This is a genomic window from Wolbachia endosymbiont (group A) of Pherbina coryleti (assembly GCF_964026875.1).
Lineage (GTDB): Bacteria > Pseudomonadota > Alphaproteobacteria > Rickettsiales > Anaplasmataceae > Wolbachia > Wolbachia pipientis.
Genome location: NZ_OZ034706.1, coordinates 1,135,768 through 1,159,328, shown reverse-complemented (window position 1 = coordinate 1,159,328; position 23,561 = coordinate 1,135,768). Strand labels below are relative to the sequence as shown.

Annotated in this window: 20 protein-coding genes, 1 tRNA gene and 1 pseudogene; 17 read left to right on the top strand and 5 right to left on the bottom strand. The window is 33.6% G+C overall.

Going from position 1 to position 23,561, the window contains the following annotated elements; all coding sequences use genetic code 11:
* The first annotated feature begins 46 nt into the window (after window positions 1–46).
* Window positions 47–1,356, top strand: a pseudogene (locus AAGD87_RS05760) (IS4 family transposase).
* Between the two features lie 119 nt (window positions 1,357–1,475).
* Here AAGD87_RS05760 and AAGD87_RS05755 read toward each other — a convergent pair.
* The gene (locus tag AAGD87_RS05755) at window positions 1,476–2,348 is read right to left on the bottom strand and encodes a hypothetical protein (protein ID WP_007550039.1); all 873 of its coding nucleotides are present in this window, start codon (window positions 2,346–2,348) and stop codon (window positions 1,476–1,478) included.
* 115 nt (window positions 2,349–2,463) lie between these two features.
* A complete protein-coding gene (gene grxC / locus AAGD87_RS05750; RefSeq protein WP_007550037.1) occupies window positions 2,464–2,802 on the bottom strand; it encodes a glutaredoxin 3 in 339 nt (112 codons plus the stop codon).
* Window positions 2,803–2,870: 68 nt separating this feature from the next.
* On the opposite strand from grxC, the gene ribF reads away from it, so the two are divergent.
* From ribF to AAGD87_RS05730, 4 genes are read left to right on the top strand one after another with little or no spacing between them, the layout of a single operon-like run.
* Window positions 2,871–3,803, top strand: a complete 933-nt coding sequence (gene ribF, locus AAGD87_RS05745; protein WP_341817477.1) for a riboflavin biosynthesis protein RibF — start codon at window positions 2,871–2,873, stop codon at window positions 3,801–3,803.
* Entirely contained in the window at window positions 3,800–4,276 is a 477-nt protein-coding gene (gene lspA, locus AAGD87_RS05740; protein WP_341817476.1) for a signal peptidase II, read from the top strand. The genes ribF and lspA overlap by 4 nt, the downstream gene beginning before the upstream one ends.
* 29 nt (window positions 4,277–4,305) lie before the next feature.
* Window positions 4,306–5,646: a pitrilysin family protein gene (locus AAGD87_RS05735; RefSeq protein WP_341817475.1), complete on the top strand. Its 1,341-nt coding sequence runs from the start codon at window positions 4,306–4,308 to the stop codon at window positions 5,644–5,646.
* Window positions 5,633–6,952, top strand: a complete 1,320-nt coding sequence (locus AAGD87_RS05730; protein ID WP_010962819.1) for a M16 family metallopeptidase — start codon at window positions 5,633–5,635, stop codon at window positions 6,950–6,952. The genes AAGD87_RS05735 and AAGD87_RS05730 overlap by 14 nt, the downstream gene beginning before the upstream one ends.
* A 9-nt stretch (window positions 6,953–6,961) precedes the next feature.
* Here the strand turns inward: AAGD87_RS05730 and purN are convergent, their stop codons facing one another.
* Window positions 6,962–7,522 (bottom strand): phosphoribosylglycinamide formyltransferase, encoded by a 561-nt coding sequence (purN, locus tag AAGD87_RS05725; RefSeq protein WP_010082490.1) that lies wholly within the window; start codon window positions 7,520–7,522, stop codon window positions 6,962–6,964.
* 304 nt (window positions 7,523–7,826) lie between these two features.
* Here purN and AAGD87_RS05720 point away from each other — a divergent pair, with 304 nt between their 5' ends.
* A complete protein-coding gene (locus tag AAGD87_RS05720; RefSeq protein ID WP_010082489.1) occupies window positions 7,827–8,243 on the top strand; it encodes a hypothetical protein in 417 nt (138 codons plus the stop codon).
* Here the strand turns inward: AAGD87_RS05720 and AAGD87_RS05715 are convergent.
* Window positions 8,236–8,766, bottom strand: a complete 531-nt coding sequence (locus tag AAGD87_RS05715; protein ID WP_006280659.1) for a Na+/H+ antiporter subunit E — start codon at window positions 8,764–8,766, stop codon at window positions 8,236–8,238. The genes AAGD87_RS05720 and AAGD87_RS05715 overlap by 8 nt on opposite strands.
* Window positions 8,767–8,834: 68 nt before the next feature.
* Here AAGD87_RS05715 and AAGD87_RS05710 point away from each other — a divergent pair, with 68 nt between their 5' ends.
* From AAGD87_RS05710 to dapA, 10 genes are all read left to right on the top strand, one after another.
* On the top strand, window positions 8,835–10,877 hold the full coding sequence (locus AAGD87_RS05710) for an ankyrin repeat domain-containing protein (protein WP_341817474.1): 2,043 nt from the start codon (window positions 8,835–8,837) through the stop codon (window positions 10,875–10,877).
* Between the two features lie 120 nt (window positions 10,878–10,997).
* On the top strand, window positions 10,998–11,447 hold the full coding sequence (smpB, locus tag AAGD87_RS05705) for an SsrA-binding protein SmpB (protein ID WP_007548863.1): 450 nt from the start codon (window positions 10,998–11,000) through the stop codon (window positions 11,445–11,447).
* A gap of 6 nt (window positions 11,448–11,453) precedes the next feature.
* Window positions 11,454–12,245 (top strand): prolipoprotein diacylglyceryl transferase, encoded by a 792-nt coding sequence (gene lgt / locus AAGD87_RS05700; RefSeq protein WP_006280508.1) that lies wholly within the window; start codon window positions 11,454–11,456, stop codon window positions 12,243–12,245.
* 690 nt (window positions 12,246–12,935) lie between these two features.
* Entirely contained in the window at window positions 12,936–14,681 is a 1,746-nt protein-coding gene (locus AAGD87_RS05695; RefSeq protein ID WP_065094799.1) for a type I secretion system permease/ATPase, read from the top strand.
* A 361-nt stretch (window positions 14,682–15,042) separates the two neighbouring features.
* Complete coding sequence (locus tag AAGD87_RS05690; protein ID WP_341817473.1) at window positions 15,043–16,482, top strand: hypothetical protein; 1,440 nt, start codon at window positions 15,043–15,045, stop codon at window positions 16,480–16,482.
* A 4-nt stretch (window positions 16,483–16,486) separates the two neighbouring features.
* On the top strand, window positions 16,487–17,095 hold the full coding sequence (locus AAGD87_RS05685) for a hypothetical protein (protein ID WP_015589194.1): 609 nt from the start codon (window positions 16,487–16,489) through the stop codon (window positions 17,093–17,095).
* 4 nt (window positions 17,096–17,099) lie between these two features.
* Window positions 17,100–17,915, top strand: a complete 816-nt coding sequence (locus tag AAGD87_RS05680) for a hypothetical protein (protein ID WP_264339599.1) — start codon at window positions 17,100–17,102, stop codon at window positions 17,913–17,915.
* 13 nt (window positions 17,916–17,928) lie between these two features.
* Window positions 17,929–18,002, top strand: a tRNA-Arg gene (locus AAGD87_RS05675).
* A 67-nt stretch (window positions 18,003–18,069) separates the two neighbouring features.
* Window positions 18,070–18,552 carry a single-stranded DNA-binding protein gene (ssb, locus tag AAGD87_RS05670; RefSeq protein ID WP_155969077.1) on the top strand — a complete coding sequence of 161 codons (483 nt, stop codon included), beginning with the start codon at window positions 18,070–18,072 and terminating at the stop codon, window positions 18,550–18,552.
* Between the two features lie 9 nt (window positions 18,553–18,561).
* A complete protein-coding gene (gene dapA / locus AAGD87_RS05665) occupies window positions 18,562–19,443 on the top strand; it encodes a 4-hydroxy-tetrahydrodipicolinate synthase (protein ID WP_264339492.1) in 882 nt (293 codons plus the stop codon).
* A gap of 38 nt (window positions 19,444–19,481) precedes the next feature.
* Here dapA and ligA read toward each other — a convergent pair whose 3' ends face one another.
* Window positions 19,482–21,470, bottom strand: coding sequence for an NAD-dependent DNA ligase LigA (gene ligA, locus AAGD87_RS05660; protein ID WP_341817472.1), 1,989 nt, complete (start codon window positions 21,468–21,470; stop codon window positions 19,482–19,484).
* A 214-nt stretch (window positions 21,471–21,684) separates the two neighbouring features.
* Between ligA and gltX the strand changes: the two genes are divergently transcribed.
* The gene (gene gltX / locus AAGD87_RS05655; protein ID WP_264339494.1) at window positions 21,685–23,007 is read left to right on the top strand and encodes a glutamate--tRNA ligase; all 1,323 of its coding nucleotides are present in this window, start codon (window positions 21,685–21,687) and stop codon (window positions 23,005–23,007) included.
* Window positions 23,008–23,561 lie beyond the last annotated feature (554 nt).

The following is a 23,561-nucleotide window of genomic DNA, read 5'->3' as shown; positions in this document are numbered from 1 at the left end:
TAATAAGGTATAAGTTCTCCCAGATATACTTTTAGTGAGAGAACCAATGAATAAAATAACTTGCTTATCAAAAAAGCTCAAAGAATTTTTTAATGAAAAAGCAGAGAAAATCTCAATTACAACAAGGTTTATAAAAAGAAAGAGAAAGCTAAAAGGTTCATCATTCGTAAAAGCCATGGTCTTGGGTAATATAGGAGTTGATAATTGTAGCGTAGAAACAATGTGTCAATTACTAAACGAGGACTCGATAGATATAACAAAACAAGGTTTGGATTTTAGATTTACTGAAGAAGCAGTGGAATTTATGAAAAGGATGTATAATGAATCTGTGATTCTCTTTAAAAATATCTTGCAAGTTGATTGCAAAATCTTACAGCAATTTAATAGTGTTAAATTATTGGACAGTAGCTATATTACTCTACCTAACAGTATGGAAGAGATGTATAAAGGTTATGGTACTAGCTACAGTGGCTATGAAAGCAATACTAAGTCTGGAATAAAGTTACAATTAGTTTTCGACTACATGAATCAGATAATAGACCAACTTAATTTAACGGAGGGGGTAAGATCAGACCAGGGATATAGGAAACATTTAAGTAATATATTAAGCAATGATTTGCTAATATCTGATCTCGGTTATTTTGTGCCAAGTTCTTTTAAACAAATCAATGAAATAGGAGCTTATTTCATAAGTCGTCGATACCAACATATATGATGTAGAAACAAATCAAAAAATGGAGTTATTAGAATGTTGAGAGGATAAGTTATTTTTAGAAAACGAGGTATTGTTAGGAAAAGAAGCAAAAATTAGAGTAAGAATTATATGTCAGAAACTAACTGAAGAACAGTCTATGGGCAGAAGAAGGAAAGCTAATAGATTAGCAAGATCGCAGATCCTCTAAAAGAAATCAAAAATTGTTGAACTGGTCAATATTTATAACTAATGTTCCAGAAAATAAAATTAGTGCTGAGCAAGTATTAACGATTTACAGAGTAAGGTGGCAAATTGAGTTATTATTTAAATTGTATAAAAGCCATATCAGGCTTGATAAGCTAAAAGGAAAGCCATGCAGAGTATTATGTGAACTATATGCTAAATTGTGCGCAATTCTTATATTTCACGGCATAGTTGGTTGCACAGAAGTGAAAAAGAATACAGAACTTAGCTTAACAAAGGCATTTATTGAGCTAAAAAGGCGGGTTAGAGAGTTATTTTTAGTATTAACCAAAATTAATAGTTTAAAAGCATTTCTTAAAAAACTCACTATAACTTGGTCGCGATTTTCATTAAAAGACAAACGTAGAAGGGCTAGAGTATCCACTTTAACCTCTCTAAATTTGCTCACAATCTCTTAACTTGACGCGTATGGTTCATACAGCTATGTACATAGCTGGAACCCAAAAAAAGAACCAAGTAGCCAAGGCTACTTGGATGACAAAAGGTAATACAAGAAATCTATTGGCTCTCGTATATCTTAGTGAAACTTAACAAGTTTATCTATAGTTTTAGTGATGATTCTTGGAGTATCCGGAGAAACTGCTGAGCTCAGCCTATTTAACCGCTCTATAGCGAACTCGCTATTCTCATTTGCTATGAAATCACATAAAATATTTTCTATATCCTTAGTAACACTTTCATGCTTTCTCAGAGGATGATTATGTGGATACCTACTGATGGTTTTGATACTGGAATACTCAACAAAAGCTTGATCCTTAAAAGCAAGTTGTCTCAATTTCTCTTTGAATTTTCCTTCTTCCTCTTTTGCTAAAAGGCGAGACTTTATCAGTGATTTTATAATCAAATTTATAGCTTGATGTATTTCAGAATGCACTATAACTTTAATGGTATTTTCTTCTACTATACAATCATAAATATTTTTTTCGCTCTGTAACGACTCTATTAATTTCTTGCTACTTTGTGAATTCAATTCCAAATTCTCCTCACTCATAGGAGTTATTATGAAGGTGTTCTTACTCACTCTGATGTTAAATTGTGGAGAGCCTTCAGAAAAGGAAAATGCTACATCCTTAAATTCAAGTGCATGATTGTATGCAGCAAAAAGGGTGTGTGCTATAACACTGCTGGGCACCTTCATTCCATGTTTACTCAGGTGGTTCAATACATTTTCAACCTCATGATATGTAAAGTCTGTATCTTTTAGCAATTCAACAACTTCTATGCCGTTGTGTTGTTTATACTCTATTCTCACTTCTTCTGTAAAAAGTGTTTTAGCTGCTATATGTTTATCAAGCACTGTGAAAATCTTAATGAAATTCTCTAAATCTTGTTTGTTAACTAATTCGATACTAATTAAGTTTCTGCTAATAATTGAAATATTTTTTGTCATTTTTTCCCACTAAAAAAACTCACTGAATGAATTGTATTTTTAATTCATTAAGAATTGTTTAAAGTGAGCATACTAGTTTTCATTTACGTATTACACGACAAAACAAGATAAAAAGTTACATAAAATCATCATGTGGTATAACACACTCTCCACATTCATCATTGCTGTTTGTGTAGGTTGTGACATCAGTGTGATTGTCATTATTATTTAGCATATCATCCAACTTTCCTTCTTTTTCAAGATCCATCAATTTGTCACACCCCCCAATGTGCTTATCGTTGATAAAAATCTGTGGAACTGTTCTAACGTTATACTTTGATTTTATGTCGTTAAATAGATCTGAGTTTTTGAGCACATCAATTTCTTCATACTTCACACCTTTTTTATCTAGTAAATCCTTTGCCCTTATGCAGTATGGACAGCCCTTCTTTACATATATCACAACATTTTTCACAATTTATCTCCGTAGCTTACTAAAATATAGTTATTATATATAAGAAACATGTAAAAACATCAAATTGTATGAAAATTATTTATAATTGTGAGCAAGGAATAGAAAATAATATAGCACTAACCTTCGGAAATTTCGATGGCATTCATTTAGGACACGAGTTTGCAATTTCTACTCTAAAGAAGGTAGCACAAGAAAGAGGATTACCCTCTGCAGTTTTAACTTTTGAGCCTCACCCATCAACTGTTTTATTTGGTAGAAACAATTTTAGGTTAATAGACCAAGAACAAAAAAAGGAACTGATCAGCAGCTATGGTATAGATTACTTGTATATTATTAATTTTAATAGAGGTTTTTCTGAGGTTGGCTGCGATGACTTTATCAGTAAGATTTTAATAGATAAATATGGCGCTAAACACATAATTGTCGGAGAAAATTGCACTTTTGGTCATAAACGATTGGGTAATATATTAACTCTAGAGAAATATTCTGAAACGTATGGATACTCTTTGACTAAATTAGAGCCATTAATAATTGACGGCAAAATTTGCTCTTCTTCTTCAATAAGGGAGTATGTACAAAGGGGCGAAATAGAAATTGCTAATAAATTGCTCGGCAGGCCTTATCAAGTTTCTGGTGTTGTGACACAAGGTGCATGTAGAGGTAGAGAAATAAGATTTCCAACCATAAATATTCCTATAGAAGATTGCATGATAAAACCTAAGTTTGGCACATATTACGCTAGAGTGACTTTTCCTGATAGTAATCCAAATTGGTTATATGGAGTAGTCAATATTGGTATGAGACCTACTTTTAAGGATCTGAAAAAGCCTATAATAGAAATGCACATATTCGATTTTGATGAAGACGTATATAGTCATAAAGTCAATATACAACTTTTAAAATTCATAAGGTCAGAAAAAAAATTCCATAGTATTGAGGAGTTAACAAAACAGATAAATTATGATATACTTAAAGTTTATAGGTTAAAGGCAAATTTATGAAAAAGTTATGCTTAGTTGTTATATTAATTATAGTATTGATTGACCAAACGAGCAAATTGTACATAAACTCATTGATTGATGAAGGAGAATCAATTGAGATCGCTAGTTTTATAAAACTAGTTGAAGTTTGGAATTCAGGTATTAGTTTTGGAATGTGTAGCGCTTTACCACATGGCGGTTTCTTTTTTTCAGCATTTTCAATACTAATAATTGGTATACTTGCACATTTGATATACAAGTCTGACGATCAGTCAACTTACCTTGGTTTTTCTCTGATGATTGGTGGAGCAATCGGAAACGTAGTTGATAGGATCTATTGGGGAGCTGTATATGATTTCATATATTTTCATATTGATGATTGGTATTGGCCAGCCTTTAATTTAGCAGATTTATCTATAGTTTGTGGAATGTTTACATTGTTATATAAGTGGTATATATACGATATGCTTATTTCTAAACAAAATGAGGAATAAAATAATTGTTTTTATATTAGGTCGAAATAATGCTTCATAAGTTTTTTAGTTTTCTTATACTACCTGTACTTTTTTTTACTTACCCAATTTCTTCGAATGCTTTAAACATAGAGCACAACATAAAATATACTAAACTCAGTAACGGACTAGATGTTTATGTTGTTTCTAATCATCGGATTCCAGCCGTTTTACATGCAGTAATATACAAAGTTGGGGGAATGGATGATCCAATCGGCAAAGCAGGATTGGCTCACTACTTTGAACATTTAATGTTTGAAACTACAGGAAAGTTCACAGATATAGAAGCCACTATGAGTAGCATTGGGGCTCAATTTAACGCGTTTACCACTAAAGAATATACCTGTTATTATGAGTTGGTCCCCAAAAAAGATTTACCACTGGCAATGGAAGTTGAAGCAGATAGAATGGGAAACTTTAATGTTACTCAAGACAAAATAGATAGAGAAAAAAACATTGTACTGGAAGAAAGAAAAATGAGATTTGATAACCAACCTCATAACTTGTTGTGGGAAGAAATGGATAGTGCATTTTACCGTAATGGCTATGGTAGATCTGTTATTGGCTGGGAGAGCGATATCAAAACTTACAATCAGGATGACATAGTGAGGTTTCACGATAGTTATTATCACCCTGGTAATGCAATATTGCTGATTGTGGGTGATGTGGAGTTTGATGAAGTAGTGAAATTAGCAGAAGAAAAATATGGCGAAATTAAAGCTAAGCCTGTAATGAGACATTACCCAAATCAGGATCCAGTGCATAATGCAGGTCTATCGGTGACCTTAGAGAGCACTGAAGTAAAAGAATCAGTTTTATATTTTCGTTATCGTGTTCCCTTATTTGATCACATAAATGAAGCCTCTGCTGCTCATTTAGCGGTTGACATTTTAGGTGGCGGCAAATCCAGCAAACTGTATAAAGATTTGGTTTTAGATAAAGATGTGGCAGTATCAGTGTTTGCTTATTATAATAGCCTAGCTTTTAGTGATGGCTACATTGATATTATGATAATTCCAAAAAGTGGCGCTAATTTAGATATTGTTGAAAGAGAGTTAGATAATGCTATTAATGGCTTCGTATCTAAAGGGGTGACGAGCGAGGAATTACAAAGCTCAAAATATAGGTATAAGGCAGCACAGTTTGATAATCTATCTGACTTAACTCATATAGCGATGTTCTATGTGCCACACCTTGCACTTGGTATTCCACTTGATGAAATAGATATTTCATATAGCAAGATTAATGATGTCAATCTAGAGGATGTAAATAATAAAATCCGTGCTATTTTTTCTGCTAATAAGTTAATTGGTCGTTTATTACCAAAAGGAGATAATAATGAGAATAAGTAAAATTATATTTCTATTTTTTTTCTGTCTAGGCTTTAATTTACAAGCAAGTGGTAACCTAAATATAGAGGAGGTCACTACCCGTAAAGGATTTAAGTTTTTATTTGTAGAAAATCATGATTTGCCAAAAGTTTCACTAAATATATCGTTCAAGGATGCAGGTTATGTGTATGAGAATAAGGAAAAACAGGGGCTTGCTTGGTTTACTTCTCTTGTAATCCAAGAAGGGGCAGGAAAAAATGATGCCAAAGATTTTGCGAAAAAGCTTGAAGATAAAGGGATTAGTTTAAATTTTATTGCTGATTTAGAAGCATTTAGGGTTTCATTAAATACTTTGTCTGACAATCTAGAGGAAGCAATTTCATTACTGAGCGATACTATAATGCGTCCTAAAGTTGACCCTGAAGGGTTGAATAGAGTTTTCGAGAAAGCCAAAGTTGATTTTAATAATCTTGAAAAAAATCCTTATTTTGTTGCTGGAAAAGAATTAGATACGTTATTGTTTAAAAAACATCCTTACTCAAAAAGTGTGTACGGTACTCTTGATACTATAATGAGCATTACTAGAGACGATGTTTTAACATACATAAAGCGTAATTTTGCTAAAGATAACATAGTTATCAGTGTTGCTGGTTGTACAAAAAAAGAAGAAATTATTACGCTATTAGATAAATATTTATCTAAATTGCCGTCAAAAAGATCAAAAGTTAGAAAAATACCTGTAAAAAATAATTTTGGTTCTGCAGAAAGTAAGAATATTTTTATGGATATACCACAGAGTGTGATACTTTTTGCTCAAAAAGGTATAGCTTATGAAGATCCTAATTATTATAACGCTGGTGTCTTAATTGATGCACTTGGTGGCATGAGGCTGAATTCAATATTAATGACAGAACTGAGGCAAAACTTGGGTATTACTTATGGTGTTTATGCAAGTATTATTTCCAATAAACATGGAAATATTATATCTGGATTTATAAGTACTGATAGTTCTACTGCTGGCAAAGCTATATCAGCAGTAAAAGATACATTTAGCAGAATAAAAAAGCAAGGAATTGACGAACAATTGTTCAAGGATGCAAAAATTGGCTTGGTAAATAATCTTGTCCTTTTCCTGTCCAATAACACAAATACAGCAACGCTGCTAGATAATATGCAGATAAATGATCGTGATGTTAACCGTATAAATAATTATGCGAATATCATTAATGATGTTAAATTAGAGGAAGTAAACGAACTGGCAAGTTCTTTACTGGAACCTGAAAATTTATTTTTTGTTGAAGTTGGAAAAAACGCTCAAGGTCAATAATTATTACAGTCATATATCTTCTGCTATTGACCTTACTGCTTCTACATAACACTTATGCTCCTCAGCTAGAATGCGTTCTGAGAGGCTTTGAATATCATCAGCTGGTAACACTGGTACAACAACTTGAGCAATTATGGCTCCAGCATCAACTTCAGGAGTGACATAATGTACAGTACAACCTGTAATTTTTACACCTGCTTTTAGAGCTTGCTCTTGAGCGTTTAGGCCTTTAAAAGACGGAAGTAAAGAGGGATGAATATTTATCACCTTGTTATGCCATTTACTCAGAAAATCAGCTTTGAGAATTCTCATAAACCCTGCAAGGCAAATTAAATCAACCTTATGTTGAACAAGTATTTCGTGAATTTTACCAGCATCAAGCGGTTTATCTTTAACAATAAACGCTGAGATTCCTGCTTGCTCTGCTATTTTCAGACCAGCAGCTTCGCTATTATTTGTGATAACACATGCAACTTCTGCGGAAAAATTCTGATCTTGACATGCTTCTATTAAGGCCTGCATATTCGACCCCCTACCTGAAATTAGTATTCCGAGTTTTATCTTTTTCATTATAGCACAGTTAGTTTAGAATTTAGTTAATACTAACAAAACAGCTCAAAAGGAAAACTTATTTTATAGCAAAGAAGGCAGACTAAACTCTTTATATAAGTGGACCTCTAATTTTGGACCTCACTGGACAACACAAAATAACGAATAGCCCCATGTACCCAGCTAAAACTAGCTTTAATGCTTAGATATTGTGCTATTTTTGTATAATATACTACTATAAGTATATATTTTTGTAATCGCGTTATTATTTATTTAACAAAGTATTAGTATAATTTATTACACTGGATTAAATGGAGAAAGTTCAATGAGTAAATTACCGAACAATGCAAAAATAGGTAAATCTCAGGTTACTCAGTGGGAGGTAATAAAAAATTGTGAATATGCTGATAATTGCTTGTCAAAAATAGTAACTTTGTACGTTATTAGAATAACTCAGCTATCAGATTTTTATACGAGTGACGAACCTGAAATTAACACTGTTTTAGCAAGAATAAGCGTGACAAGTGAAAATGTATTTTTAAACAAGGCTACTACTATTGAAGTTATGGAAGGTATTTTTCCGTATAAATTCAACAGCAAGAAGAGAAATAACGTATTAAGGTTAGAAGATTTGTATAATTATTTATGTTCTATTGTTAACAATAGCCTTCCAAAAGAAATGCTTGAAAGTCTTGTAAGGGAATATAAGGATGCTGTTAACTTATTTAAAGCAATTACTTAACTGAACGTAGTATTTTTAAGATTTTATTTTCTATTTCAGAAATGCCGCTTTCAAGATCTTTATCTATCAAATACATGGTAGAGAAATATGTTTTCTGCTTACTTTCAACATTGATAGTTAAAGTTCCGGGAGTGATTGTGACTGAATTGGCAAATAACGCAATGCTTTCATCATTATGCCCTTTGCATTTTCTTAGGATAATGATTGGCTCAAGCTTAGATTTGAGTTGTAGCACCTTTTTTGTTACATAAACACTTGATAAAATGATTTGGTACATTAACCATGGTATATAACTTACTAACTTATAAAACGACAGTCTACTCGTACTATTTAAAATCTGGCTAAGAGCTCTTTCAGCGTTTATCAACCTTCTAAAGATAAACGATGTGAATATACAGGAAAACACTCCACAAAAAATAAAAAACGGCTCAAAATAACCAGACAATACAGTCCATAGAACAAATAAAATTATAAATGACAGAGAAAAAAACTTGATTTCCTTCCTAAAGTTGAGGTTTTTCATAGTCTGTAATATAACTAAAATGACTCTTTAAGGAAAGATAATAACGAATATTTAGGTTCTTGACTTCTATGTTAAAAGATATAACAACTAAGTTATGTATTTTAAGTGAGGAAGTTATGGAATATGATAAATTTATGAAAATATTAAAAAAAATAAATGACCTTTCAGATTTGAGCAAGGACAATATAGTTGAAAAAATAAAAGCTAAGTTACAAGAAGAAGATCCAGATTTATGTCAAGAGTGGGAAAAGAGTAAACCTGACAATGATAGTGGATCTGGCATAAATTACATATTTACTATATCTCGTGGTCAAAATTCTAAGGAAGTCAAATTGTTACATCTTGCTTCTTATTGGAACTGTGCAAATGTAGCAAAAGCTCTGATTGAAAACGGAGCAGATATTAATGCAGAACATGATAATAAAATTACTCCTTTACATATTGCTGCTCACTATGGCCACGAAGATGTAGTAACCATTCTAACTGGAAAAGGAGCAATTGTTGATGCAAAAAATGGTGATGGATGGACTTCTTTACATTTTGCTGTTGAAAAGAACCACAAAAATGTAGTAAACACTCTAATTGGAAAAGGAGCAAATGTTAATGCAGAAAATGATAAAGGATGGGCTCCTTTACATCTTGCTATTACAAATGGCCACAAAGAGATAGTACAAGTTCTATCAAAAGCAGAAGGAATCAACGTTGATGCAAAAAATAGTGATGGGTGGACTTCTTTACATCTTGCTGCTGCAAATGGCCGCAAAGATATAGTAGAAACTCTAATTGAAAAAGGAGCAGATGTTAATGCGAAAGACCATTATAAATGGACTCCTTTAACATTTGCTTCTCAAAAAGGCCATAAAGCGGTAAAAGAAGCTCTATTAAAGGCACAAGAGAACATCAAAGCTTTGCATTCAGCTGTTAAACATAATAATGAGGAGGAGGTGAAAAACCTATTAAATAAAGGAGTAAACGTTAATGCAAAAGATGATGATGGATGTACTCCTTTACATCTTGCAGCCAGAGAGGGCCATAAAGATGTAGTAGACATTCTAATCAAAAAAGGAGCAAAGGTTAATGCAGAAAATGATGATAGATGTACTGCTTTACATCTTGCTGCTGAAAATAACCACATAGAGGTAGTAAAAATTCTAGTTGAGAAAGCAGATGTTAATGCAGAAGGTATTGTGGACGAGACTCCTTTACATCTTGCAGCCAGAGAGGGCCATAAAGATGTAGTAGACATTCTAATCAAAAAAGGAGCAAAGGTTAATGCAGAAAATGATAATAGATGTACTGCTTTACATCTTGCTGCTGAAAATAACCACATAGAGGTAGTAAAAATTCTAGTTGAGAAAGCAGATGTTAATATAAAGGATGCTGATAGATGGACTCCTTTGCATGTTGCTGCTGAAAATGGCCACGAAGATATAGTAAAAACTCTAATCGCAAAAGGAGCAAAGGTTAATGCAAAAAATGGTGATAGACGTACTCCTTTACATCTTGCTGCTAAAAATGGCCACGAAGATGTAGTAAAAACTCTAATCGCAAAAGGAGCAGAGGTTAATGCAAACAATGGTGATAGACGTACTCCTTTACATCTTGCTGCTGAAAATGGCAAAATAAAAGTGGTGGAAGTTCTGCTACACACTGAAGCAGACCCTTCATTAAAAGATGTTGATGGAAAAACGCCAAGAGACCTTACTAAATATCAAGGTATAATTCAGCTTTTAGAGGAAGCGGAAAAAAAGCAAACGTTAAAAAATGAGAATAAAAAAACGCCAAAGGATCTTACTGAAAATAAAGATGTAATGCAGCTTCCAGAGAAAAAGGAAGAAAAACAAATTGGAAAAAATGCAATTGTGAAAGAAAAAGAACAATCTGCAAAAAATGCAATTGTAAAAGGTGTTATTGTGTGTTTTGTAACTGCAGTGATAGTTGGTGTTGCACTTGCATTTGCTACTGCCCTATCTGTACCAGCAATAATTGGACTAGCTGCAGGATCTGCGCTCATAGTTGGTGCTGGTCAATATATAATGTCAAAGCCTAAAACTGAAATGAAAGAAGTAAAGGAACTTGTGCCTAGAGAGACAGAAAAAGCACTTACTTGATTTTTGTTATCCTGTTGCTATCAGACTAGCCTGGCACCTTATATTTATTGGGATAACTGTTTTATTATGAATTAAGTCAAAAACTCTGTAATATATTGAAGCTTAAAGATATCTTTAGATATGGAAGTTATTGCAGAAAATAGGAAAGCAAGGTTTGAATATTTCATCTTAGAAGAATTTGAAGCGGGTATGGTCTTATTAAGCAGTGAAGTTAAATCGCTAAGAGAAAGAAAAGTAAATATTTCCGACGCCTACGTTGTTGAAAAGAATAGCGAAGTATGGCTGCACAATATGCATATTGCAGAATATAAAGCTGCGAACCGAAAAAATCATAAACCAAAAAGGGAACGTAAATTACTCTTGCATAAAAAGGAGATAAATAAACTAATTGGTCAAATCAAGACTGCTGGGATAACTGTTGTGCCGCTTTCGGTCTATTTTAACGATAAAGGATTTGCAAAAACTAAAATTGCCATTGTAAAAGGAAAAAAACTCTACGATAAGAGAGCAACCATAAAACAGAGAGAGTGGGATCGTGAAAAAAGTAGATTGTCTAAAAATAATTTATAGCAAAATATGTCTTTAAATCCAGTAATTTTCAGCATCGGTCCTGTTTCTATATATTGGTATTCCTTAGCCTACGTTTTGGGTATAGTGTTTGCATATTGGTATTTACATAGGCTAGATGACCAAAAAATATTTACTAAGAATTTTTACGATTCGTTATTAACAGCCACTATTGTAGGTATTATCCTTGGAGGTAGACTTGGCTACGTATTGATATATGATCCAGTTCTTTATATAAGCAACCCTATCGAGATATTGAAGACCTGGGAAGGAGGGATGTCATTTCATGGCGGTGCTATAGGAGTTTTGCTTGCAGTAATAATCTCCTGCAGAAGACATAACATTCCTATATTTTATGCACTGGACCTAGTTTCTTGCGGAGTTCCCATAGGTTTATTTTTAGGTCGCATAGGCAATTTTATAAACGGAGAGTTATTTGGCAGAGTTACAACTATGCCATGGGGTATGGTATTTCCAGAGAGTGGTGATAATTTGCTGCATCATCCAAGCCAGCTTTATGAGGCACTTTTTGAAGGACTGCTACTTTTTGCAGTTGCAAATTCACTGTTTTTCTTAACTAGAATAAGACTGTATCACGGTGCGTTAACTGGTATTGCAGTTATGTGGTATGGAATAGCACGTTTTTTCGTTGAGTTTTTTCGCGAACCAGACTATCAAATTGGCTATTTGTGGCTTGATTTAACTATGGGGCAGTTGCTTTCTATACCTATGGTTTTGCTAGGAATGCTTGTATATCTAGGCGCATTAAATTTAAAATTTAATACGAAATCTGTCACATAGAGAAAAGGTGAGTTCAATAGAAAAATGTAGCCAGAAGCCCCACATTATGCACAATTGTACGAATTTTCTGCGTTGCAGTAGAATGAATCGGTGGGCTTTGTTGCATCGCTAGCTATGATGGATTAAAGATAAAAAAGGTGGAGAATATCAGTAGCTTATTATTCTGGTATTTATAACAAGAACGGTCAGTGAATACCTAAATTTGAGTAAAAGAAATTTCACTACCACTCACTAATCTGGCTAAAATTCAAGAATTTCAATGCTTTAGCTATTTTCAATAGAATTAAATTTATTAATATAAATAACAAATTACTATTCTTAAATTTGATCAGATTGATTGCAAAAAAACAAGATTTTCAATAAGTTGCTTATAATCCTAATTATAGTTAGCCTTTCATAAGTAGCGATGCAACAAAGCCATCCCAGTGTCAGCTACTTTCATGACACCATTTGCTGTGCAGTTTACCTTCAAAAATGAATGTTCGTACAGCTATGGAATGAATCGCGGTATGACGTAGCTTCGCTATAGGCAATGAAGGAAATATTAACTATACTTCTTTTTACCATTGTTTATATTTCCTATTCACATATATTAATATTTTACTCACTTAAAGTAAGCTAACTACCGTTATTAATATTTTTGTAATAAAAATTGTATATGGTGCATGTAATCAAATTAAGAGGAAGATTGTGGAAATTACGCCATCAATAAAAAAAGAATTGAAGCAAAGTACTCTATATATTTGCCTAGAAAAATGCAAAAGTGCATTTTGGTTTATCTTTTGGTTTAGTGCGGGAATCAATTTATTAATGTTATTCCTACCACTTTATACCTCTCAAGTGCTTGATCGGGTGATATCGAGCGAAAGTGTATCAACACTAACTATGCTGACAATTATCACTTTATCTGCATTTGCATGTTCTGCAATGCTTGAAACTTGTCGATATTTAGCCATGGCAAAAATAGGTGATTGGATCGATAAAACTGCAACACCAGATCTGATAGTAAGGTCAATCAGGCTAACGTCAGTGCAGAGCTCAACTTCAAGTGGTGAAGCAATACGAGATCTCGGAGTGATAAAAAATTTCATTACAGGAAATGGTATATTCTCACTGTTTGATACTCCATGGTCGTTAATTTACCTTGTTGTGATTTTCATGATACATACCTCCACGGGGTTTATAGCTATTACTGGAATTATTATATTAGTCTCTATGGCAATATGGAATGAACTTGCCACTAAACGAATATTACAAGAAACCAACGAAGAAACTATACGGAATATCAATGCTATAGATGTTGCAACAAGAAATGCAGAAGTGGTTGAAGCTATGGGCATGTCAGAATTCATAGTCTCTGATTGGTGTAAACGAAATGATCAGAACCGAGCAATGCAAATTAAAGCACAAAATCGCTCTAATGTAATTACTGGAATCACTAAATTTTTGCGCTCAACTCTGCAAATATCAGTGATTGGAACAGGTGCATTACTTGCAATCACAGCTCATAAGACTGCCGGTAGCATCATCGCTGCTTCAATTTTAATGGGTAGAGTATTAGCACCATTTGATGCTGCGGTTCATACTTGGAAGTTTTTAAATCAGGCTAGAATGTCATATGGAAGGCTACAAAGACTTATATTAACATCGCCAAAAAGAGAGCAAACGATGGCTCTACCAGAACCTGAAGGAAAATTGGAATTTGATAGAGTATTTTTTACTCCTTATGGAAGCAATAAGCCGACAGTAAAAGGAATATCATTCATTATAGATCCTGGAGATGTAGTTGGTGTTATTGGTGCAAGTGCTTCTGGTAAATCCACTATCGCAAAATTAACTGTTGGTGTATGGAAGCCAATATCTGGTGTAGTCAGACTAGATGGCGCTGATGTATATACTTGGAATCGAGAAAATTTTGGTAATTATGTTGGCTACTTACCTCAGGATATTGAGTTATTTAACACTAGTGTCAAAGCTAATATTGCTCGCATGAGGCCAGATCCAAATCCTGAAGAAATAATCAAAGCAGCAAAAATTGCAGGAATACATGAACTAATACTAAGCTTACCAAATGGATATGATACAACAATAGGAGGTCCTGGAGGAGTAACGCTCTCTGGCGGCCAAAAACAGCTTCTTGGACTTGCCAGAGCTTTTTATGGTCACACAAAACTTTTAGTACTTGATGAACCAAACGCTAACTTAGATAGCAATGGAGAGGCATGCTTAATTAATGCAATTGGCATTGCAAGAAAACAAAATACTACTACTGTTATCATCACTCACAAGCTACCGTTATTGTCCGTAGTTGATAAGGTGATCCTCATGTCAGATGGTGTCATTTACGCTATGGGACCAAAAGATGAGATTTTGAGCAAATTAGTTGCTCCATCATCAAGTACCACAGAAGATGAGCGCTCTTCAGCAAATGGTTAGTTTACTTACAATAAATTCTGTATCTGAAATAACAACTGTTCCAGAAAAATATATATTTCTTTACCATTAGAAATAATATTACAAGAATAGTAAATAGATTAATAACTCTTATTAATTAAAGTCAATCGGCAGATATAGCTAAAGTGGCTTAGGTTTACCTACAATTTGAAAAACAACAAATTCGTCTTAATGAATTTTCTTAATTTGTTATCTAAATAACTTAATATTAGTGGTAATTTTATAAAAAAATTATAATATAAATAATGTTGCTGCGAAAATTTATAACAATATTTCCCTCTAACGTTTAATGAATTTCAATAAATTGCCTTTTTAATTCTAGATAAGTATATGCTTTGTTAATATGTTTAGTTCAAAATCCAAAAGTAAGTTTATGCTTTCTATTGGAGAAGAAGGCATAATGTTACTATATTTTAAAAATAATACTTTAAATAAAAGGTATTTTGTTAAGGGCAAAAACGATAAAGCAGTTTCCGATTTAATTTCATGTCTTTCGTCAGATAAAAAAGCACCTTTATACCTGGTGCTTAATCATGCAGATCAAAATTACTCGCTACAGTTTATTACAAGGGCAAACAAGATTAATGCCTATCTATCAGCAAAAACAAAGATGGAGCATTTTTCTCGTAATAATGACATAAGTTCAGTTTTTTTGGTTGAGAAGCCAAACAAATTCAATCAAAACTGGTGCTATCTTCTTGTTTCATCAAAAGCAAAGCATTTAGTAGAATATTGGTTGAATGTGTTTATTGAGATAGGCTCCAACTTTAAGGGAATATTAATGTTTCCTATAGAAATAAGTAATGTAACAAAAAAGATTCTACATAAAGATCCTAATAATTGGAAAATTATAGTTGCTGCAACTAAAACGGGAGGCTATAGACAAGTGGTTCTTAAAGAGAATAAAATGGTATTTACGCGCTTAACATCATTTACTAATGATAATTTACCAGGAATTATCGCTGGTGGAATATATCAGGAAGTGCAAGATACTATTCGATCCTTAACTAAGTTTGGGTTTGAAAAAAATAACCCTATCGACCTTTGTATCATAGTGTCAGAAGATATCAAAGCTAGTTTATCAGTCATAAATTTTTCAGAGAACAGTGTGAACATATTAACTCCATATGAGTTAGGCAAACTATTAGGAGCAGAACTAGCTATAAGTGAAAAAGATAACTTTTGCGATACCATAATTTTGTTTCATAGCTTTAAGAATAAATTAGCAGCTATTTTTAATACAAAGGAAACTAAAGAATTTTATCTATTCAATTACCTTTATTTAAACTCTCCTCGAATTTTTCTATACTTCGCCCTGGTTTTAGTTATAACAAACACCCTTTGTTTGCTAAATTTGTATTCAAATTTCAATGTCGCTGATAATTTATCAGCAAAGCAGAACACCTTAAATAACCAATTAACAAAACTTAGCCAAAGCTATAATGTAAAAAAAATAGATGAAATTTATGATTTTATTAATATCAATAATATTTTATCAAAAATAGAATACTCTCCTCTTACACAAGTTAAGTATGTAGAAAAGTTAAAAATACCAGGTATAGAGCTTCGATCATTTGAATGGAATTATAATGAGGCAAAAAGTTATATTACCACAACTTTAAAGTTTAATTTTCAATCCGGTAAAAATATTTCTCATCAATACGAGAAACTACGAAAAAATTTAAACGATAATTTTCGTACCTATGACATTAATATTTCTAGCTTACCTGCTGCTAAAGAGCAAAATCTATCTATTGATGTTGAAATAGGAGAGGCAATGTAGATTAATGACTATCTCTCAATTAAAAAGAAAAGCTACAATTCAGTTTATATCGTATTTGTTATTATCTGTTGGATTAATAGGGTTATTAACATATGTTGTTATCTATAACGAAAAGATTTATAATAAAAACCAAATTGCGATTGATAAAATACGTTCTATTAATTTACAGATTACTGGAATTCAAAAAAAGGAAGTTGTTCTAAATAAAAACCTAGATTTATGGAAAAAAATTTCTTCTTCAAATTTACATAGTAGCAGATACATTGCAAATTTAAATTTCGAGCTTAGCAAGTTATATAAAAAGCACTATATATTAGAACCTGAAATATCAATTTCTATACCCGAAGAAGTTGAGCTCCACAACAAAAGTGAACGCACAAAAGTAATAAAAAGTGAAGTGGTCCTAAATTTAAGCTCAATCAGCGATAAGCATATTTTTTTATTTCTACAGTCTATTCCAAATCTGCCCGGTTATGTTATGATCAAATCTCTTATTTTAAATAAGCAGAGAAATATTGATGCTGCAACTATGAATCAGATTTTGAATGGTAATATGATAGAGATAGTGAGAGCTAATATAGTCTTTGATTGGTATACTATATTAAGTAGATAAGGTGATGAACATAAAGCTGTTTTTTATTTTTACGCTACTCATTTCCAATGTTAATGCATATTGCAGTTGTGAAGATATCATAGAAAGCATAGAAATTTGTAAGGAGTATTCTTGCCGACAATATATTGGCAATGAAGATTTTATTGAGCATAAAATATTAGGATTAAATAGTGGAAATTTATGCGTATATATAGAAAAACAAGGTAATGATGAAATGGTTTGTCATCATTCTCAGTATGGAATGATGATAGAAAAAAGATATTTTGAAAGTATTCTTAAAGTTGGCAATCAAGAAATCGACGATTTTATTGATATAGCAAATTTGCGTGCAAAAGAGTGTTTCTTTATCAACAATCAAAAACTAAGCTATACAGATCGGGACGATATAATAAGAGAAGCAGTGGAAAGTGACTTTGACGTTTTGTCACAATATAGTAACGTAAAAAGCATTTTTTTTGATGAAGAGCCAGTTAATAGAATGGTCAATGAAATGGAAAAGTTCAATTTACGATCTTCAAGAGCTGCAAAAGAGGAGGTATCAGATAATTTCAACTGTAAGGTAGTGAGTTTAGACTCAATTTTATATCTTTCTCCCGATACATGGAAAATATGGGTAAATGGAAAACTGTTTATAAATACCAAGGATTTAAAAGTGCACTCAGTCACTGAAAATTATGTAACTTTTGTATGGACCGTAGATCAAAAAGCAATAAAAAAGCATGCGAATGATTCTCAAAATGTATATTTTGGATATGGGAGTATTATGTTTACGCTTTATCCAAAACAAAAATTTGACTTGGATGGCTTATCTATTAAATAACTTAAATATATATGCGCTTGTAGCTCAGTTGGATAGAGCGTTGCCCTCCGGAGGCAAAGGCCGTGGGTTCGAATCCCTCCAAGCGCACTTTTAATTAAATTTGACAATAGTATTTTCACATAAGATAATAAAAGGATTTATTTAGAGCATAATTATGTCTGGTGGTACCATAAACAAAGTCATACTAGTTGGTAATTTAGGAAAAGATCCTGAAATTAGGACTACACAAAATGGAAAAGAAATGGCAAGTTTTTCAATAGCCACGTCTGAAAGTTGGACTGATAAACTTTCCGGTATGCGCTCTGAAAAGACAGAGTGGCATAATATCGTAATTTTTAGTGAAGGATTAGTAAAAATCGTCAAAGATTTTGCACGCAAAGGCAGTAAAGTTTATGTTGAAGGTTCTTTGAGAACTAGAAAATGGACTGACCAAAACGGTGGTGAAAGATACACAACAGAGGTGGTTCTATATAATTTTAATAGCGCTCTTACTCTCTTGGATTCACGAAATAGTGCGCCAAATCCTGATTACAAGCCAAGTGAATACAAACAAGGTGAAACAGGACAAAAAGATAAACACGAAAGTTTTGACAACGATATAAAAGATGAACTACTCGATGATGAAATACCATTTTAACAATTTAAATTGAAATCTACATTTTTATGGACTGCTTGTATTACTCCTTTTAATTGCAATGGAGATAGCATAGATTATAGCAGTTTGCAGCGTTTACTGACAATGCAAGTTAAAGCTGAAAATGGTGTAGTGTTGCTGGGTAGCACCGGTGAAAGCCTATCGCTTACTGATTCTGAAAAACGCGAGTTAGTTGAATTTGTATGTGAGCTAAAATTAAATACAAAAATTATAATTGGCGTACCAGGAGTGAATCTATATCAGACTCTTGAATGGCTTGATTTTTGCAAGGGTATGCCTATTCATGGCTATCTAATGACAACTCCCATTTATGCAAAGCCCGGAATTATGGGGCAGACTTTATGGTTTGAAAAGCTGCTTGAGAAAGCACATATGCCGGCTATGTTTTACAATATTCCATCGAGAGCAGGAGTGAGTCTTCACGCTGAAACTGTACGCAACTTATCTAGTCACGAAAAATTTTGGGCTATCAAAGATTCAAGTGGCACTGTTGATACTTTAACTCAGTATAAGAAAGTTGCACCAAATATTGAGGTCTTTTGCGGAGATGATAATATGATATCTGATATGGCCGCTTATGGTGCGGCTGGCCTGGTTTCCGTTGCTGCCAATGTTTGGCCACGCATAGCGCATGAATACGTTAAGAAGTGCCTCAATGGCAGGAACCCTCAGGCAGATATCTGGCAACAGGCTTGCGAAGCGTTATTTATTGCCAGCAACCCAATACCCACTAAAGCACTTTTGCATGATATTGGGCTCATAGAACATCAAACTGTCCGCCTACCACTCAGCACAGAAGACTTGCCTTCTGTTGAAAAATTGAGGCAAGTCAATAAAATGATTCTTGGATGGAAAGAATTGGCTACTCTCTAAATAGTCTTGCAACTTTGATTTAATATACAATCCAAGTTTCATTTGAACACTCCCAAACTTATCACTTTATGCCACTGGTCTTCATCTAAAATTTCTACACCTAATTCCACTGCCTTTTTATATTTGGATCCTGGTTTTTCTCCTGCAATTAGGTAGTCAGTTTTAGCAGAAAGATGTGAGCTGACCTTTGCTCCTAGAGTTTTGGCTCTTACTTTTGCCTCTCCTCTACTCATAGCAAGTAGCTTACCAGTAAACACTATAATTTTATTATTTAAAACAGAGTCACTAGAGTTGGAGCTCACAGAAAGAATTTGAAGACAAGCAGTAAGATCATTTAACATTTTGATGTTATGTTCCTTAGAAAAAAATGATTCCAAAGATTCAGCTACTTTTTTTCCTATGCCGTCTATACCTACTAGCTCAGTATTATCTGATGACAGTTCAATCATCGAATTATACCAATTATCATAAGAAACATAATAATCTGCAAGCAATTCTGCTGCAACTTGGCCAATAAATCTAATACCTAAAGAAAATATAAACCTATCTAGAGTTATTACCCTTCTGCTTTGTATAGCATTTAATAAATGAGCTATTGATTTCTTGCCCCAACCAGACTGTTCTTCCAGATTAAATTCATCCAATCTTTCTTCTAAAGTAAAAATATCGGGAATTTGTTTTATCAGACCAAGGTCGTAAAAAAACTCTATCTGCTTATCACCAAGGCCAACAATGTCAAATGCATCTTTCGATACAAAATGCTTTAGTTTTTCTATTATTTGAGCTTTACAGGCAAATTCCTCAGGACATCTTACTGCAGCCTCTCCCTCAACCTGACGTACTTTACTACCACATTCAGGGCATACTTCAGGAAACACAAATTCAGGTGTATTTGGAAGACGAGAATCTCTGCTTACTTCAACGATCTGGGGAATTACATCCCCTGCCCTTTTGATTGTTACAATATCTCCCTCTCTTATGTCTTTACGTTTTATCTCATCTTGGTTATGCAGACTTGCTCTACTAACTAGCACCCCACCAACATTGACTGGCACTAAATCTGCAACTGGAGTTAAAACCCCTGTTCTGCCCACCTGTATAAATATTTTATTTAACTTTGTTTTTGCATAAACCGCAGAAAACTTGTATGCAAGTGCTGAGCGCGGTGCTTTGTGAGTATTCCCTAGACGATTTTGTAGTACCAAATCATTTACTTTATAGACTATTCCATCAATATCATAATCCAAGTTATAGCGACAGTTATAGACCTCGTTATAGAACTTCAGCATTCCATCTAAACTACTCGTTAAGGACTGATGCTCATTTACGCAAAAACCAAGTGCCTCAAGCTTATTTAGTACCTCACTTTGACTTTTCTCTGCTCCACCAATCAAAGAATAAGCAAAATATCTAAGAGGTCTGCTTGCTGTAATGTTTGCATCCAATTGCTTTAGAGAACCAGCGGCTGCATTTCGAGGATTGGCAAATTCATCGTTTTCATTTAACTTTAAAAAGTCGCTGTTACCGATGTATATTTCACCTCTTACTTCTAGTCTTCCTTGCACACCTTGCAAAAACTTAGGAAAGCCTTTTATTGTTGCAACATTGTGAGTGACATCTTCCCCTACAAAACCGTCACCTCGAGTTGCAGCTTTAATAAATCTTCCATCCTCATAAATTGCAGAAAACGACAACCCATCAATTTTTGATTCACATAATATCTCTATTTTGTCCTCAATTAAAAACCTCTTTATTTTAGACAAAAATTTCTCTACACCTTGTTCATCATAAGCATTCTCAAGGGAAAGCATAGGTTCTTGATGTTCCACCTTAGAAAACCTCTCATCAGGTGGAGCACCAACACTATCTTGTGTTGCATAAATTTCTGGCTCTATTTCAGCTAACTTTTTCTTCAGTTCATCATATTCAGCATCACTTATTTCTGGCTTATTTTTTTGGTGATACAAAACATTATGATAATTTATTTGATCTTGCAGTTTTTCTCTCATCTTTTCTAAGTTAGTCATGATACCAATATAATGCTACATTAGCCTTTGTCGTCAAGCTGTGAATTTTCTTGAATTTATCATATGGTCTTAATCCATCAAATATCAAAGGTGCCACAATGCTATAGCCATACTTATTCTTCTCTTGCTCAATTGTATTAGCAGATCTCGCTTGCTCTAGCCATATATTTATATAAAATTAAAATAAATTAGAGTAAACAATATTGCTATTTAAATGCTAACAAGATTCGCTCCAAGCCCAACTGGCTACCTCCACGTAGGAAACGTACGAACTGCCTTGGTTTGTTGGATGTACACACGCAATCAAAATGGAAAATTTTTACTCCGTTTTGATGATACTGACCTTCAGCGTTCAGATGTCAAATATATAAATGATATCATACAAGATTTGAAATGGATTGGTATCAATTGGGATGCAAATTTCAAGCAATCAGAGCGCTTTGAGCGTTACAATGAGGTGTTTTTGCAGTTAATAAAAGAAGGGCATATTTATGCATGCTATGAAACAAGAGAAGAGTTAGACATTAAACGAAAATTGCAGTTAAAACAAGGACTTCCCCCTGTATATGACAGAAGCGCGTTACTTCTAACTGAGCAAGAGAAAATTAGTTATGAGCAAGAAGGAAGAAGACCACATTTTAGATTTAAGTTGGATAGAAATGAAGTTGTTAAATGGAATGATGAAGTTAAAGGTGAAATAAATATTGCAACCAGTAGCATAAGTGACCCTGTGGTAAAAAGAGAAGATGGAATTTACACATACATGTTACCTTCTGTTATTGATGATGTTGACTTTAATGTAACCCATGTTGTACGCGGGGAAGATCATGTAACTAATACCGCAGTTCAGCTCCAAATGATTAAAGCATTAAAAGCGAAAATCCCTACATTTGCTCACCTTTCTCTGCTACATTTTGATGATAGCAAGATATCCAAGCGAGCCGGCGTGCTAGATATCAAATCTATAAAAGAAGATGAAATTGAACCGATGGCGCTAGTTAGTTATTTAGTAAAGCTCGGAACATCCAATCCAATTGAAGCTTGCGCCTGTATGCAATCTTTGATTGACTCATTTGATATTAAAAAATTTAGCTCAGCATCTGTACAATTCAGCTTGAGTGAAGTATACAAGCTAAATAGCAAAGTGCTGCAACAAATGCCATTTGAAATTATACAAGAACGTTTAAATCAAATTGGAGTGGACTCCTCAGAGTTTTGGTATTTTATAAAGAACAATATAGAAAGGTTTTCTGAGGTGGCCAAGTGGTGGAAAATATGCAAATCCGATATAGAGCCTGTGATTCTTGATAAGGAGCTTATAAAAATTGCGTTCAATGCATTGCCCCAAGGTGATTGTAATGAAAACACGTTGTCAGAATGGGTCAAAACTATTCGACAAACAGTGGATATAAAGGCAAAAAACCTATTTACGCAGTTGCGTTCAGCTTTAACAGGAACAGAAACAGGACCAGAGCTCGCTAAACTATTAATTTTTATCGGCAAAGAAAATATCATTGCAAGGTTAAAAGAAAAGTGAAAACTAAAGAATTATAGCTAATGCAATCCCTACGTCATACCGCGATTCATTCGCGGTATCCCTTAGCCGCTAACAAGCAGCGGGATGACGATTGTCAGGGTGTCATCCAAGTAGCATCTTTCTTGTCATCCCAGTGCCCAGACACTGGGATGACAAAAAAAGGAGCACTGGAATGACAGCAATCTACGTCATACCGCGATTCATTCGCGGTATCTCAGCCGCTAACAAGAGATCCCGCTAACAAGCAGCGGGATGACGGTTGTCGTTTAGCCATAAACATTAAGAAATTTACCAAATGAAAAAAAAGGCAAAAGAAGCCCCGTGGTTATTATCCGCTTTAAAATATTGGCGTTTTTTATGTTTTAAACGCTTGACAAGCGAGATTCAGCCGCTTTTAATTGCAACTAACTTACGCTGCAAATGTTTAAGAAATTTACTAAGCAGAAAAAAAGACAAAGAATCCCCAAGTTAGCTAGTCTTTTACTATCTCTGTCGAGTATTGGCATTTTTTGATGTCTTGTAACGCTTTATAAGCGCGTTCAGCTTATTTAGAT

What these genes read in the sequence shown, in the direction of transcription:
- AAGD87_RS05730 (WP_010962819.1), top strand. Translation starts at nt 5,633, where the DNA reads ATGAGAATAAGTAAAATTATATTTCTATTTTTTTTCTGTCTAGGCTTT.
- ssb (WP_155969077.1), top strand. Translation starts at nt 18,070, where the DNA reads ATGTCTGGTGGTACCATAAACAAAGTCATACTAGTTGGTAATTTAGGA.
- lspA (WP_341817476.1), top strand. Translation starts at nt 3,800, where the DNA reads ATGAAAAAGTTATGCTTAGTTGTTATATTAATTATAGTATTGATTGAC.
- purN (WP_010082490.1), bottom strand. Translation starts at nt 7,522, where the DNA reads ATGAAAAAGATAAAACTCGGAATACTAATTTCAGGTAGGGGGTCGAAT.
- smpB (WP_007548863.1), top strand. Translation starts at nt 10,998, where the DNA reads ATGGAAGTTATTGCAGAAAATAGGAAAGCAAGGTTTGAATATTTCATC.
- AAGD87_RS05720 (WP_010082489.1), top strand. Translation starts at nt 7,827, where the DNA reads ATGAGTAAATTACCGAACAATGCAAAAATAGGTAAATCTCAGGTTACT.
- ligA (WP_341817472.1), bottom strand. Translation starts at nt 21,470, where the DNA reads ATGACTAACTTAGAAAAGATGAGAGAAAAACTGCAAGATCAAATAAAT.
- AAGD87_RS05680 (WP_264339599.1), top strand. Translation starts at nt 17,100, where the DNA reads ATGAACATAAAGCTGTTTTTTATTTTTACGCTACTCATTTCCAATGTT.
- gltX (WP_264339494.1), top strand. Translation starts at nt 21,685, where the DNA reads ATGCTAACAAGATTCGCTCCAAGCCCAACTGGCTACCTCCACGTAGGA.
- AAGD87_RS05685 (WP_015589194.1), top strand. Translation starts at nt 16,487, where the DNA reads ATGACTATCTCTCAATTAAAAAGAAAAGCTACAATTCAGTTTATATCG.
- AAGD87_RS05710 (WP_341817474.1), top strand. Translation starts at nt 8,835, where the DNA reads ATGTTAAAAGATATAACAACTAAGTTATGTATTTTAAGTGAGGAAGTT.
- AAGD87_RS05715 (WP_006280659.1), bottom strand. Translation starts at nt 8,766, where the DNA reads ATGAAAAACCTCAACTTTAGGAAGGAAATCAAGTTTTTTTCTCTGTCA.
- AAGD87_RS05735 (WP_341817475.1), top strand. Translation starts at nt 4,306, where the DNA reads ATGCTTCATAAGTTTTTTAGTTTTCTTATACTACCTGTACTTTTTTTT.
- AAGD87_RS05690 (WP_341817473.1), top strand. Translation starts at nt 15,043, where the DNA reads ATGTTTAGTTCAAAATCCAAAAGTAAGTTTATGCTTTCTATTGGAGAA.
- AAGD87_RS05755 (WP_007550039.1), bottom strand. Translation starts at nt 2,348, where the DNA reads ATGACAAAAAATATTTCAATTATTAGCAGAAACTTAATTAGTATCGAA.
- lgt (WP_006280508.1), top strand. Translation starts at nt 11,454, where the DNA reads ATGTCTTTAAATCCAGTAATTTTCAGCATCGGTCCTGTTTCTATATAT.
- ribF (WP_341817477.1), top strand. Translation starts at nt 2,871, where the DNA reads ATGAAAATTATTTATAATTGTGAGCAAGGAATAGAAAATAATATAGCA.